Annotated in this window: 10 protein-coding genes; 2 read left to right on the forward strand and 8 right to left on the reverse strand. The window is 55.4% G+C overall.

The genetic code is table 11. The features are described 5' to 3' along the window. Nucleotides 1–53 precede the first annotated feature (53 nt). Nucleotides 54–1,001 carry a pentapeptide repeat-containing protein gene (locus tag Dvar_RS16760; protein ID WP_419662834.1) on the reverse strand — a complete coding sequence of 316 codons (948 nt, stop codon included), beginning with the start codon at nucleotides 999–1,001 and terminating at the stop codon, nucleotides 54–56. A 400-nt stretch (nucleotides 1,002–1,401) separates the two neighbouring features. Here Dvar_RS16760 and Dvar_RS16765 point away from each other — a divergent pair, with 400 nt between their 5' ends. Together Dvar_RS16765 and Dvar_RS16770 are read left to right on the forward strand one after the other, a co-directional pair. Next, nucleotides 1,402–3,789, forward strand: coding sequence for a response regulator (locus tag Dvar_RS16765; protein WP_419662835.1), 2,388 nt, complete (start codon nucleotides 1,402–1,404; stop codon nucleotides 3,787–3,789). A 104-nt stretch (nucleotides 3,790–3,893) separates the two neighbouring features. Further along, nucleotides 3,894–4,643: a histone deacetylase family protein gene (locus Dvar_RS16770; protein ID WP_419662836.1), complete on the forward strand. Its 750-nt coding sequence runs from the start codon at nucleotides 3,894–3,896 to the stop codon at nucleotides 4,641–4,643. 168 nt (nucleotides 4,644–4,811) lie between these two features. Here Dvar_RS16770 and Dvar_RS16775 read toward each other — a convergent pair whose 3' ends face one another. The 7 genes from Dvar_RS16775 to Dvar_RS16805 form a co-directional block, all read right to left on the reverse strand. After that, nucleotides 4,812–5,186 carry a response regulator gene (locus tag Dvar_RS16775; RefSeq protein ID WP_419662837.1) on the reverse strand — a complete coding sequence of 125 codons (375 nt, stop codon included), beginning with the start codon at nucleotides 5,184–5,186 and terminating at the stop codon, nucleotides 4,812–4,814. A 30-nt stretch (nucleotides 5,187–5,216) separates the two neighbouring features. After that, a complete protein-coding gene (locus tag Dvar_RS16780; protein WP_419662838.1) occupies nucleotides 5,217–7,358 on the reverse strand; it encodes a PAS domain-containing sensor histidine kinase in 2,142 nt (713 codons plus the stop codon). 51 nt (nucleotides 7,359–7,409) lie between these two features. Continuing rightward, nucleotides 7,410–8,900, reverse strand: a complete 1,491-nt coding sequence (locus Dvar_RS16785) for a nickel-dependent hydrogenase large subunit (RefSeq protein ID WP_419662839.1) — start codon at nucleotides 8,898–8,900, stop codon at nucleotides 7,410–7,412. Nucleotides 8,901–8,940: 40 nt separating this feature from the next. Continuing rightward, nucleotides 8,941–9,879, reverse strand: coding sequence for an NADH:ubiquinone oxidoreductase (locus Dvar_RS16790; protein ID WP_419662840.1), 939 nt, complete (start codon nucleotides 9,877–9,879; stop codon nucleotides 8,941–8,943). Nucleotides 9,880–10,003: 124 nt separating this feature from the next. Then, entirely contained in the window at nucleotides 10,004–12,967 is a 2,964-nt protein-coding gene (locus Dvar_RS16795) for an MMPL family transporter (RefSeq protein ID WP_419662841.1), read from the reverse strand. Nucleotides 12,968–12,979: 12 nt separating this feature from the next. Continuing rightward, the gene (locus Dvar_RS16800; RefSeq protein ID WP_419662842.1) at nucleotides 12,980–13,429 is read right to left on the reverse strand and encodes a DUF302 domain-containing protein; all 450 of its coding nucleotides are present in this window, start codon (nucleotides 13,427–13,429) and stop codon (nucleotides 12,980–12,982) included. A 73-nt stretch (nucleotides 13,430–13,502) separates the two neighbouring features. Next, entirely contained in the window at nucleotides 13,503–14,708 is a 1,206-nt protein-coding gene (locus tag Dvar_RS16805) for a class I SAM-dependent rRNA methyltransferase (protein ID WP_419662843.1), read from the reverse strand. Nucleotides 14,709–14,760 lie beyond the last annotated feature (52 nt).

Below are 14,760 nucleotides of genomic sequence, written 5' to 3' on the forward strand. Positions count from 1 at the left end.
CACCCGCGCACGCATCGGAGCACGATGCCCGTCATACCAGGGATGAGGGGGGGCTACTGCACACATCGTCCAATGGAGCCGACTTTGCATTTTTGACCATTGGTCCATAGGGCCTCCACCAGATAGGTATCAACAAAAATGGCGTTATCGACGCTGGCACCGGTCAGGTTGGCGCTCGACAGGTTGGCCCCGGACAGATCCGCTTGGTCGAGAATGGCCATTTTCAGACTTACGCCGGATAGGTCCGCCCCGTTAAATTTGGCGCAGGTCAGATCGGCGCCCAGCATGACCGACTGCCGCAGGTCCGTTTTTTCAAACACAGCTTCATGTAAAACCGCACCGACCAACAGTGCGCCTCTTAAGTAGGCGCCAGAAAAATCGCTTTTGCTAAAATCCGCCTCGGTTGCATCCACTTCAAGCAGATGGCACTGCTCAAACATGGCCTGTCTTGCGATGGCCCGAGTCAAATTGGCTCTAACCAAATCGGCACCGACGAGCCGGGTGTTGCTGAGGTCGGCCCGGGAGAGATCCGCGCCACTGAGCAGTGCACCGTCGATGTCCAGCGAGCCCAAGGTGGCGGCCTTAAGGTTGCAGCCCGGGCAATGGCCCGTGGCGATCACGGCTTCGGTTTCCGGTGTCAGGCAGCGCCCCACCGATGGCGCTCCACAGGTTTGGCCGTTTACCCAGGTGGCCCCATCCAGAATCGACCGCTCCAGGTGGCTGTAACGCAGATCGGCCTGGTTCAGGTTGGCGTTTTTCAATATTGTTCCGGTCAGGTTGGCTCGCTTCAAGACGGCCCCAACCAGATCGGCCCCGGTCAGATCCGCTCCGGCAAGATCGATATCACTCAAATCGCACAGACGACAAGTGCGGTCGTTTTCCAGACGCTGACGGAGGGTCTGCGGGGTGAGCATTCTGCCCAAAAGGCCCAGGATAACAAGAAAGGCCAGGACTGCTCCGATGATCATGCCAGTTTTTTTGATGGTGTTGGAAAGGATCATTTGGCTGATACTCTTTTTATTGTGAAGCGGTTTGAACTCGCCATAAGAATCTTCACTTTTACGGGATTGTGGGTCATGTTGCAACATTGAGGTTGCAATGGTTACCGCCAATTGAGATTTGGATTTTGGTCTTTGGCATTTTTTCTTCATTTTCAAAAGTCACCGATTGCTTCCGACCGAAGCAGTCACTCCAAATGCGGTTACCCTAATTGGGGGCAAGACAGGGGTTGCCAAAAAAAAGCCCATCTTCTATAAATAATTAATATGGATACGTCTTTTCTTCTTGAAGCGCTCCTTACCCTTGTTACTGGTATCATTTTCCCCGGCGTCTGAATTTCCCTTCCGTTTAATAATAATCTAAAAAAAAGGTTGTTTGTGGCTTTTTCCGATGTGGTGCCCCATGGCGAATCAACGTATACGTAACCCTAAGTCCATTCAATTGAGCTGGCGCTGCTGCCTGGCCAGGCTGATGGTGGGGCTGTGGATCGTGGGATGCTTGCCCATCCCGGCCATGGGGCAAGGTGACTACCCTCAAACACCGTCTTTGGGACAGTCCGTTGAAAAAAAACAATTTGCCCCTGATGCTGCATCGGCCGATCCCATTGTCCGTCACTCGCATCGAATGATCCAGGCCCCGGATGCCGTTAGCATTCCCCGGGCCTGGATATGGGCTGCATTTTCACTGTTGTTGATCGCTGGTGCGGTGATTGCGGTAATGGCGCGTACCCTATTGCGTCGCAACAAGGGCGCTGGGGCGTGGGCCGATCATGATTGTCAAATCAAGCAGATCGCCGAGCGTATCGGTGATGTGTTTTGGGTGGGATCTACTGATTTCAGCCGGCTGGAATATGTCAACCTTGCCTTTGAAAGTATCTGGGGATATCCTCGCCAACGGTTGTATGAAGCCCCCATGTCCTGGACTGACAGTCTTTTTCCCAATGACCGAGAGGCGGTGATGGCTGCAATCGCCCGGCATCAATCTGATCATATCACCACTGACGGATTTCCCGACTTCAGGATTGTCTGCCCGGATGGCACTCTGCGTTGGATTCAAGCCCGCGCCTTTGATTTTGATCGATTAGACACCGGTAAACGGCGGATGATGATTTTTCGGGATATCACGCGTGATAAATTTTATGAGGCATCATTGCGTGAGAGCGAGGCCTTTCATCGGACGCTTTTCAATGATGCGCCGACCGGGATGACCATTCAGGATTTCTCGGCTGCCGAGACCTTCGCCAGGCAACTGGCCGAGGATGGGGTGACCGACTTGCGGTCCTACCTGATGAATCATCCCGATGCGGTTTCCCGTTTGGCCGATCAGGTGGTGTTGGTCAAGGTGAACCAGGCCTTAGTGGATTTATATGGGGCGACCGATGAGAAAATGATCCTGGGGCCATTGTCCCGGTTCCTAAAAACCAACGATTGGCACCATTTTATCGATCAGGTTGCTGTTCTTGTCGGTGGTGAGGATCATTATACCGGTCAGGCCCGCAATTTGGATGTCAATGGAAATACACTGCATCTGATTATTCGCAAAGTGGTGGTGCGTCGACCCGAAAACGGGTTGTCAAAAGTACTGACCGTTCTAGTGGATGTAACGCCCATTCGAGCAGCTGAAAAAGAACGCGAATTGCTGATGCTGCAATTGCAGCAGGCCCAGAAAATGGAGGCCATCGGTACCCTTGCCGGTGGGGTGGCCCATGATTTCAATAATATTTTGGGTATTATATTGGGCAATGTGGATTTGGCCATAGACGGTATGCCTCAGGATGATCCGGTATTTGAAAACCTATCGGAAATCGAAAGCGCGGTGTCGCGGGCCAGGGATATCGTTAAGCAATTGTTGGGGATCAGTCGCAAAAGTGAGCAGACACTGACCTTTATGCATCTGGTTCCGGTAGTGGAGGAGGCGGTCAAATTTTTGCGGGCCACCATACCAGCCAATATCGATATTCAAACCGCTTTGTCGATCGAAAATGATGTCATCTGCGCTGATTCAACCCAGGTCCACCAGATTATGATCAATTTGTGCGCCAATGCCAGCCATGCCATGGAAGCTGACGGCGGACAACTGTCGGTCCGAGGGGAAAATGTGACCGTAAAGGAAATATTGCCCGGTGTGGCGAAGCCCATTGAACCTGGAAGCTATGTCCGTTTGATGGTCTGCGATACGGGGATGGGCATCGACGAAGAGATCAGGGAAAAGATTTTTGATCCGTATTTTACGACCAAAGCGATGGGCAAGGGAACGGGGATGGGATTGAGTATGGTGCAGGGAATTATGGAAAACTGCGGCGGCGGAATTGTCCTGGATTCCACACCCGGAAAAGGGACCTGTTTCACCCTTTATTTCCCGTCGACTGACATGCCTGTGGATACGGTGATCCGGTCAGAGATAGCGCTTGCCACCGGAACCGAACGCATTCTTTTTGTAGACGATGAAACGCTGATTGTCGATCTGTCGGAAAAAATGTTGACGCGCTTGGGATACCAGGTGACCACTTGCACGGATGTTTTTGAGGCGCTTTTTCTCGTTGAATGCGATCCGTCGGCCGTTGACCTGGTGATCACCGATATGGCCATGCCGGGGATGACCGGGGGCCAGTTCATTGAGCGTATCCGACAGATGGCGCCCATGCTTCCGGTTATCCTTTGCAGTGGACACCTTGAACGCATTTCTGCAGAAGAGATCGAGACCCTGTCCATTGATGCCGTGCTGGCCAAACCGGTGAGTTTCAAGGAACTGGCCACTGCCGTTCGGCAAACGTTGGATTCTCAGCGCTGACTCAACCGGTACGGTTTATTGATGACCGCATTGACGGCAGACCCGGTGCGTTTGAAATTTGGCCTTTAGCGTCTCAAGTTAACCGATAGAGAGGACCCGATTGGATGAATGTCTATTTTCACCCCGATTTTTTCACGGTTTATACGAATGATCCGGCCGCTGAAGCAGGACGGATGGAGGTGATAATGGATCGTCTCGCCCCTCATGTTGACATCGTCACCCCTGATCCGATCGCCGACGTCGATCTTATGGCCGTTCATCCCAAAAAGTACATCGAGTCTATCCGGCGTCGCGGATTATATGACATTGCCGCACTGGCTGCCGGTGCCGCCACCCAGGCTGCAGCAGCCGCAATGCAATCACCCAGTTTCGCCCTGGTTCGTCCGCCGGGCCACCATGCGTCGGCAGATAGCTGCTGGGGGTTTTGTTTTTTCAATAACATGGCGATTTCCCTGATGCACCTTTACACCACTCACCGGATCAAATCGGCATTCATTCTCGATTTCGATATGCACTACGGGGACGGTACCGTCAATATTCTGGGACACCTGCCATGGGTGGAAATTCTCAATCCCGAAGCCCGTGACCGGCGTGCCTACCTGTCGCAGGTGGATCAAGCCCTGCTTTTGACCACCGCAGATGTGATTGCCGTATCCGCAGGATTCGACAACCATATCCAAGATTGGGGCGGGCTGCTCTTGACGGACGATTACCGGACCATGGGGGGCTGGGTTTTGAAGGCGGCGGCAAGAAACCATGGCGGCTGTTACGGAATTTTCGAGGGTGGATACAATCATAATGTTCTGGGGAGCAATGTGCTTGCCTTTCTCCAGGGCCTCATGGGGCAGGAATAACTTCCAAATCTCGTTATCAGCGAAGCGGTTGTCGTTATCGTAATCGAAAAACGAAAAAATCGGTTGCGAATACGACAACGAAGATCAGGTGCGAGATATCCTTTTGTCGATACGATCCCCCAATCAAGCGCTACCAAAAAAAACTGGGTTCGTGAAATGTTAATACGGTCAGGTCGCGTTCTCTAACGTGGCTTCGATGCGTTGGATTTCCTGTTCCAGGGCGTCGGTATCCAGGGGCTTGTTAAAAAAGGCACAAGCGTCCAGATCAAATGCCTGGCGGGCCAGATCCTGATCCCCGTGCCCGGTGATGACGATGACGTGCGTGTCCGGCGCCATGGATTTGATCTGGCGCAGGACGGCAAAGCCATCCTTGCCCGGCATTTTGATGTCGGTCAGCACGATGGGGGGACGATGTTTATCGAACATGGCCATTCCTTCGGATTCATTTTCCGCCGTCAGGACTTCATGCCCGCACACATCCAGATAAAGGGTGAGCATTTGCAGGGTCGGTTTTTCATCGTCGATAATGAGAATTTGTGTCATGATTGCACGCTTCCAATCTGATTGTAAACTTCAGCTTTCCATACCCGATCGTTTAAATCGCAATTCAAAACGGGTCCCCAGGTTTTCCTTGCTTTTCACGGTGATTTCACCGCCATAGTCGCGAACAATACCATAGGTAATCGCAAGCCCTAGCCCCATGCCCTTGCCCACCTCCTTGGTGGTGAAAAACGGCTCGAAAATTTTATCGCGATTTTCGTCGGCAATCCCGGCACCGGTATCGGCCACGGCACAGACCACGTCATCGTTTTCCTGGTAGGTTTCAATGATGATATTGCGCTGCTTAATGGTGCCGGTCTGACTGATGGCGTCACGGGCATTGGTGACCAGATTGAACAGCACCTGCTCCAGCCGGTTGGGATTGGCCAGAATGGTCGGCAACGCGTCTGCCATCTCGCAGGTGACGTTGATGTTGCTCAAGGATAACTGCTGGCCGATGATGCCCAGCACATTGGTCACGATGGTATTGACATTGACCGGCTGCATCTTGAAGTCTGATTTGCGTCCGAACTCCCGTAACCGATTGATGATGTCCGAGGCCCGATGCACCTGCTCGGTGATGGCCGTGGCCACCCGATCCACTTCGCTGGCGGTGAGGGTCTGCCCTTTTTCGATTTTGCGTTTCAGATAATCATTGCCGATTTTAATGGCATTGAGCGGTTGGGTCAGTTCATGGGCGATGCCGGCGGACATTTCTCCAAGGGTGGTCATTTTGCTGGCCTGAAAAAGCTGGGCATCCTTTTCGATTGACTCGGTGATATCAGTGGCCGCCAGGATCAAAGCCAGACGGTCCTGGTATTTGATGGGGCAGGCCTTGACGCGGATGTAAAAGGGCGTGCCGTCCTTTTTCAGATGTCTGGCTTTCTGGTTGATAAAGCAGCTGTCCGTCCAATCCACGGCCCCATGGGACGCCATGACCATATCGTGGATTTCGAATTCTCCCAGTTCGCTGAAGATGCGACCGATCAACTCTTCTTTTTGGGTGTATCCATAGGCGTCCAGGGCTGCCGGGTTGACGTCCAGAATGCGCTTGTCGGCAGGCTCGAGCACAAAAATCGGATTGGGACCGCTGTCGAACAAAGAGCGGTATTTCTCTTCCGAATCATGCAGCGCCGCTTCGGCCTTTTTGCGAACGGTGATGTCGAGAAACGCGCCGCTGATGAAATCAATGGTTCCGTCTTCGCGGCAGACGATTTGTCCACTGGCCTGCAGCCAGACAATGGCACCATTTTGTTTGCGGATGCGGTATTCGCGAATGTATTGATGATTGGTTTTCAGGGCATCGATGAAAATCCGGCGAACCCGATCCCTGTCCTCGGGCAGGATCAGATCGTGCCATTTAAGGGCCTTGGATAAAAACAGCTGCCGGGGATAACCGGTGACCATTTCGACCTTGTCGTCGAAAAAATCAATGGTACCGTCCGCATATCCCTTGAACACCACATTCGGAATGGTGTTGATCAACATGCGGTAATTGCGTTCACTTTCCCGCAGGGCCATTTCCGATCGCTTTTTCTCGGTGATGTCCGTGGCGATGAACAAAAACCCGTTGACCACGCCGTCCGGATCACGCAAGGGATTGATGGAAAGGGTCACCGGAAACGCCGTGCCGTTTTTATGCAGGTAGGTCCATTCTTGTTGTTCCTGGTCGGGTTGCAGGGCGTATTGAAACAACAGGGCCATGCCGCTATCGGCCAGATGACCGGTGCCGGCACCCATTGCCAGGGCGCGTTGATGAAGCTCACTGGGGGAGTGGAACGTCAGCGGGGTGGCTTTGCCGATGACCTCCTCGGCACCATAGCCTAACATGTTTTCCGCCCCCTTGTTGAAAACGATGATCTGTCCCTTCTTGTCGGTAGCCACGATGGCCATGTGGGTTGCGGAGTCGAGTACGGCCTTGCGCTGGGCATTGGCCATTTGCAGACGCTGAAGGATCCGTTCGGTTTCCTCGAACTGCCTGACCACCAGGCTTGCGGTGATTTCGGCTGACTCACGGGAGACGCGGATCTCCTCCCTTAAAATTTCGTTGTCCACCACCAGATCCTGGACCGGGCAGTTTTCCCGATCCTGGCAGGTGGCACAGCGTTTGGGCCACCGGTAGTGGGTGTGGCCCTGGGGGCGGGAGAGCAGGGTAGCGAGTGCTTGGGATGTCATGTCAAAGCCCTTGTTATCGTCTTCAATGGATCACACCCGGAAAGTGAACGTTCAGGGAACCTGGATGGTGTGAACCGTGCAAACCAGACAGGGGTCAAAGGATCGTACAATCTGTTCCACTTCCACCGGGTCACCGGGCTTCTTTACCACCGTGCCCATGATGGCCTGCTCCCAGGGGCCGGGCGTCCCTTCCCGGTCACGCGGAGAGCCATTCCAGGTCGTGGGGGTGACCACCTGGTAGTTGGCGATCCGGCCGTCGTGGATTACCACCCAGTGGCCGAGCAGTCCTCGGGGGGCTGTGACCATACCCACACTTTTGGCTGTCAGCGGCTTCAGGGCGTCGGTATAAAATTGCGCGTTTGCATGGGACATGCCGGCAATGCACTGCTCCAGGGCCGGCAACAGCATGGCCGGCCGCACCATGCGGGCCAGCTCGCGAATCAGCACGTTGGTCCCACCGGCGCGTACCGCATTCACAAAAAGCGGGTTGTCAGCCATCAACAGATCGGCCAGCGGCCCGGTTTCGGCAGGCTTCCCATCGTAGCGGGGAGCCTTGGCCCAGGAGTACTTGCGTGCATCAGTGGTGTCGGGATCAGCCAGGGTCCGGCTCTCAAAGGGATGACCGGGGGTTTCCTTGAAAAAAGAACAGGTGACATCCTCGGTAATCTTCTCCGGATCCAGAGCAGCGATCCCTTGCGCAGAAAAAACGCCGGCCGGGACGAGTGATGTCGTGCTGCCATCCGATCCGGGTACGTCGGGTCCGCCGGCACTGATAAAACAGTCCGGGCCGCGGCCGAGGCGATCCATGCCGGTGGATTGCCCTACCTTAAGAAAAAAACCCAGCTCACTGTTTTGGTGTAAGGCATCTTCATCCAACCAGGCCTGTAGATCGTCCCATGTCTGGACGGCCTGCCAGCGCTCGAGCGAGCAGCCCAGAACCTGTTTTTCATACCATCTTCGAAAACCGTTCAGAATATGGCGGCACTGGGCGATGTCGCCGCTGCTGGGGACCGACACCACCCCGCCCGGTACCATGAAAGACGAATGCGGCCACTGACCGCCCAGAATGGCGACGATTTCGATCAGCCGCTTGGTCGCCTGGATCGTTTGCAGCGTGGTTTGCCCTTTAAGGGGCTGGTAACGGGCCACGGCTTGATCAAAAAGGGGGTGCTCGGCATAGTGGGAACGGGTGAAGTCCGGCATAAACAGCAAAAACAGATGCCGCAGGTCATTTTGTATCTGTTCGACCATCAAGGTGGTGTTGCGCAGCCGTTGGGCATCCGCGGGAATCGTCACCTGGCAGGCCATGTCCAGGGCTCTGGCCGCAGCGCAAAGATGCGCCGTGGTACATATCCCGCAGATCCGGGGAGTGATGACCAGAGAGTCCAACGGGCCGCGGCCGGTCATCAGGTTTTCGATGCCCCGGTACATAGTGCCCACACTCCTGGCCATGGTGACCACGTTGTCGCGATCGATCTCCAGGTGGATTTCCAGATCCCCCTCCACGCGATTCAATGGAATTCTTTTTTTTAGCGTTGTCATGGTGCGCTTCGCTTAACGGATCTATCCCGCTACTCCTCCATTAAATGTTGGTCTTACGTTGGATGAGGCGTTTAGGCGCGGCGGCGGCGGCCATTCCTTTATAGGCCATGTAATGGGCGCGGCTGACGCCGTCAGGCAACTCGATGGGAATCCCCTCGATGTTGCGGGTTTCGAAAAACGGATACTGCTGGGGAAAGTCGGGCCGCGTACACCCGAAACAGGGCACGCCCACACGGGTTTTGGACGAGCGGCGATTCCACAGCGCTTTGTTGCAGGGCCCGGTGACCAGTGGGCCATGGCACCCCATGTAGAAAAAAAGGCATCCGCGCTCGCCAAAGCGTTTTTCCTCGATCCGGTACTCATGATACTCGTTGCGGGTGCAGCCCTGGTGGACCATGACCCCGTACCAGTCCACGGGGGTGTTGTAATGCCCGAGTCTTACCGGGTCGTCGACGGCAAGGGCCGACAGGGTGCCCACCATGACATCGCAGTGGCACGGACAACCCGGCAGGTTGATGACCGGATAGCCCGCCCGGGAAATAAATGATTGCCCCAGCAACCCGCCCATCTTCCATTTATTGAACTGCAGCCCCCCGGCCATGATCTCGCTGTCGGAACCGATCCCGCCGAAACTGGCGCAGGTACCCACGGCCAGAACCACCTGAGCCTGTTTGGCCAGAGCGTAAATAAAATCCTTGCGGGGACCACTGGGAAGCATGTCAAACCGGCCGCTGCCGCTGGGTCCATGAATGATCGAGCCCTCCACACAGAGAATATCCAGGGGCTGATCGCCGGACAGAATACGCTCGTTGAGCATATCCAGATCCGAGGCACGCATAACGCTCAACCCATGATGCCAGAGCACCTCGATATTAAAGCTTGAAAACAGTTCGACCGGATCCGGTGTGTCCGCGTTCATCAGGGACCAGGTGTCGCCGCCGCAGCTTCCCCCTTGAATCCAGTACAGTGTTTTGGACATGATGAGGATCCTTTCCTATGGACGGTTCTGAACAAAAATCAGCGCTGTTTTGATACGCCCAAGGCGCGTTTATCGGGAACATCATTTATTCTAATTCACTAAAAGGACCGAGCGCAAGATCATATCATGCCATTTGGACTGCGGCTGGAAATGAGAGCGTGATCGTTGTTCCCAGATCCGGATGACTGGTGACAATGATACGCCCGCCGAAATCACGCACGATTTCATGGACAATCGAAAGTCCCAGGCCTTTGCCTTCTCCGGCATTTTGGGTGGTGAAAAAAGGCTCGAAAATACGGTCCTGAACGTGGTCGGGGATGCCAATGCCGGTATCGGTGATCGTCACCACAACGAATCCTGCGGATGATGCGGCGTTGATGGTGACGGTATGCTCGCGCGGGCTGGCCTCTTGCTCCCGTTGGCGAACGATGGCCTCCCTGGCGTTGTCCAAAAGGTTGTAGATGACCTGCACCAACCGGCCGTGGTGCCCCATGATGGGGGGCAGCTTCGGATCAACATTGACAATCAGCGAAATGTTTTCAAGCAGCAGCTGATTTTCCACCACCGCCAGGGTGTCGGCAATGGGCCCTCCGATGGAAAGCGGCTGTTTGGTAAAGCCCGGAGCCTGTCCCATTTCGCCCAGGCGCTGAATCATGCCCGAGGCCCGCGTAACCTGGTTGCCGATTTCTGCTGCAACTTCGGCCAGATGCGAAGGTTTGGGGGGAATGTCCTTACGGGCCATCATTTTGAGAAAGTCGCTGCCCACTTTGATGGCATTGAGCGGTTGATTGAGTTCATGGAGCGTGGCCGGTGAAATGCCGCCCATGGTGGGCATCATCTTGAGCAGATCCCAGGCTGTGACCAACTCCACATGCAGCATCAGCGAAGGCAGCAGGATCATATCGCCGACAAGGGCGGAAAGCATGGTTACGACCATCAGAAAACCGAAGATGGCGGTCGGCTGAAAATGCGAGAAGATCAGCACGGAAAATCCCAGACTGATGGTCAGGGATGTGAAAATGATCGGCCGTCCCACGTTGATCAGCGTGTCGCGCATGGCCCGGTCTTTGTTCAGGTCTTTTTTGAATTCCGAGTTGTAGCGTACCAGATAATGGATAGTGTCATCCACGGCCAGGCCGATGGCGATACTGGCGATCAGGCTGGTGGCCACGGATATGGGAATGCCAAGCAGCCCCATGAGACCGAAGTTGACAATGATCGGAAACAGGTTGGGCACGACGGCAATCAGTCCCACCATGCTGGAGAGAAACAGCATGACCATCACCAGAAAGATCAACACCAGGGAAATCGCCAGGCTTTTCACCTGGCCCAGGGTGAGCAAGCGACTGGAGGCGGCGATGACCACGCCCAGCCCGGTTACGTCCACGCGAACATCCGCATCGAGCTGCCCATTGGCATAGGTGAGAATTTGATCCCGGGTATGCAGAAAATCGCGGGAGCTGGCAATGTGGGTGAGCATGAGAATATTCACCCGGCTGTAATCGGCACTCATAAAGCGCTGCAACAGATCGTTGCCCAACAGGATCTTGAAGTTGTTCATCAGCATGCGCAGGTCATAGCTGTCCTCAGGCAACCGGTAGAACGCCGGATCAAAGGTGTTGAACGTGTAGTTGACCAGCTTGAGATAATCGGCCAGGGAGATGGTTTTGTCCACGCCGGGCAGGGCCTCCAGATAGGCCTGCAGATCGGCAATGGCGGCCACGTTACCGGGGGTTTCGAAATAGTCCGCTTCGCCGCCGGCCATGACCACGTTCATGGGAAAGCTGCCGGACATGTCCTGGTAGATATCGTGAAACTGGCGGCTGACATCGGTACTGCTTTTGAAATAAGCCACCGGGTTGGTCTCCACGCGCAGGCGCAGCATGCCCGCCAAACAGACGATGGTGATCAGGCCGATGACCAGCAGGCAGCGGTTGCGGTACTTGAGATTCAGGGTGACCACCCCGGTCAGTATGCGGTCAAAAAAGCGGTCGATCGAAGGCGCCATGCTGGAGGAGGGGGGCGATGCCGGCAAGAGGGAGAGCATGGCCGGGAAAAAGGAGAGCACAACGATCAGCAGGCTGAGCATGCCGAAACAGGCGAAAATGGCAAACTCGCGGATGGCGGTAATCGGGTTGACCCACAGGGAACCAAGGCCGATGAGGGTAGTGGCCACTGCCAGGGTCACCGGAAAGGCCAGACGCTTGAAAGTGGCTGTGGTGGCCTCCTTGGCGCTGGTTGTGGCGCGGATCTGTTTTAAGTATTCACTGGCGATGTGCAGACAGTACGCCGTGCCCACGGCAATGAGAAATACCGGTATGATGATGGTCAGCATGGATACGGGAATGCCGACCAGGGCCATCAGGCCGAAGGTCCACACCACGGAAAGGGTGACGCAGGCAAGCGGTAGCAACAGGCTTCGCAGATGACGCAGCAAGAGGGCCAGGAGAATGGCAATGACCAGCATGGTGATGGGCGTCAGGTGAAAAAAATCCTGCCGCGTGTAATTGGCCAGGGCCTCGGATACTATCGGCATACCGGTCTGATACAAACTCAGGTCGTTGCCGGTCTCGGCGATCAGTTGGCGCACGGCGGTGATGGCCGCATCCTTGTCTGTTTGGGCGTCCAGCACGAGGGTGATGATCGTGGTTTTATGATCGGCAGCGATCAGGTTGCGCTCGAACAGGTCTACCGGGGCCAGCATGGTAGCAAATTTAGCCATGTCCCATTGGTTGCTCCGATCGACGCTTTTCTTTATCTCCGGCAGGCTGATGGTGCGGATGACCCCATCGATCTGGGCCAGTGCATCGGATAGCTGGGTGATTTTTGCAAAAGTTGCCGGATCGAGCACATCGCCGGCCTTGACCACCAGCCGGATGATCTCATCGGATCCAAAACGGGACAGAAACTGGTCGTAGCGTATGGTTTCGTCCACATTCTCGATTACCAGGTCATAAACCGTGGTTTTAAAGGTCAGCCGTGGCAACTGCCAACCAAGAAAAAAGGTAATCAGCGCGCAGCCCAAAAGCGCCCATGCGGGCGCTCGGATCACGTGCATCAAATATGTATCGAGTGAAAATCGTTGCATGCCGGCGCTCGGTCAGGGTTGGGTGGCGGCGGCGGCCAAACCGGCCAGGGTCTGTTGCAAATTCTGCATGGCGGCACTCATTTCCGTCAAGCCGTGACGGCGAAACAGGTAGTCTGGATCATTGTAAGAAAACCATACCTTACCAGCCTTATCCTCCCAGACCAATGCCTTCATCGGCAAGTCGATGCCCATGGTTCGGCTGCGCTCGATCAATGGGGTACCCATCGCCGGGGTGCCAAAAATGACCAGTATGGTGGGCTTCAGCGTCTGACCGACGCTACGGGCCCCGTCGGCATGGTCAATGCGGGCAAACACGGTAATGCCTTTTTCCTGCAGCGCCTTTTCCAGACGGTTGGCCGTAGTCGCAACACCGTAATTGCTTTTTACGCTGATGACCCCCTGGGCCGCTGCCGTGGCAACAAAGAGCAGGTTGAGCATCAAAATGAGAAGAAATTTTTTCATATTATTACTCCTTTGATCGGTGATCGGTTATCAGTAATCGGTTATCGGTGATCGGTCCACGACTGGAAGCCGTTTAATCCACCCGGCAAATCAACCCTTTCAAGTAGCTGCCTTCGGGGAAAGACAGGGCCGTGGGGTGATCCGGCGCCTGACTCAGCCAGCGCAGAATCACCGCCCGTCGGCCGGCATCCAGGGCAGCGTCGGCAACGATCTTCTGGAACAGATCGCGTCCCATCAATCCTGAGCAGGAGAAGGTGAACAGGGTGCCTTTGGGCTTCAATAGCATGAACGCCAGCCGGTTGATGTCCTTGTATCCCCGGCTGGCGCGCATTAAGTCACCCTTGGATTTAACGAACTTGGGCGGATCGAGAACGATCAGATCAAAGTGCCGGCCGGCATCGGCATATTGCCGCAACAGGCTGAAGGCATCGCCGGTTTCATATTCCACCCATCTGTCGTTCAGATCGTTGATCGATACATGTTCCCGGGCAAGGTCCAGGGCACCTGCCGATGCGTCGACATTGACCACCCAGGCGGCGCCGGCTGCAAGGGCCGCCACGGCGAACCCTCCGGTATAGGCGAAACAATTGAGCATTTCGGCCCCGGCGGCATGGGCGGCCACCCAGGCGCGGTTGTCTCGCTGATCCAGGTAAAACCCGGTTTTGTGACCTTTTCGCACATCGATGCGGTAGTGGCAGCCGTTTTCCACTATCTCGATATGATCGGGTGGATCATCACCCCAAAGCTTACCCGTAACCGGCTTCAGTCCTTCTTTTTTGCGTACATCCACATCCGAACGCTCGAAGATCCCTTTGCAATCGGGCATGCGCCGGGCCAGGGCCTCAACGATGGTGGCTTTCCATTTTTCAGCGCCCGTGGTCAGAAACTGGCAGACCAGCCACCGGTCGTAGCGGTCGACGATTAATCCGGGCAGGCCGTCGGATTCTGCACTCACCAGGCGAAAGGCGTTGGTCTCGGACGGGTCCAGAATCGATTTTCGGAGACAAAGGGCCCGTTGCAGTTGCCGGTCAAAGAACCCCGCGTCAATGGCTTCCGACCTATCGAAGGTCCAGACGCGGGCGCGGATCTGGGAGCGGGGAGAATAGGCGGCCCGGGCCAGCCACCGGCCACCGGCCGCCAGAACGTCGACGGTATCGCCGGCCTGGATATCTCCCGGAGCACGATTGACCGCACCGGAGAAGATCCACGGATGGCGACCGACGAGGGATTTTTCCCGTTTGGGTTTGAGAATCAGGGTAGGAATAATCGGGTGTGTCATGACAGACTCTGATGGTATCGGGTTGCCCGCAATTCTGCCTTGCCGGCCGGTG

The sequence above is a fragment of the Desulfosarcina variabilis str. Montpellier genome, from assembly GCF_048565275.1.
Lineage (GTDB): Bacteria > Desulfobacterota > Desulfobacteria > Desulfobacterales > Desulfosarcinaceae > Desulfosarcina > Desulfosarcina variabilis.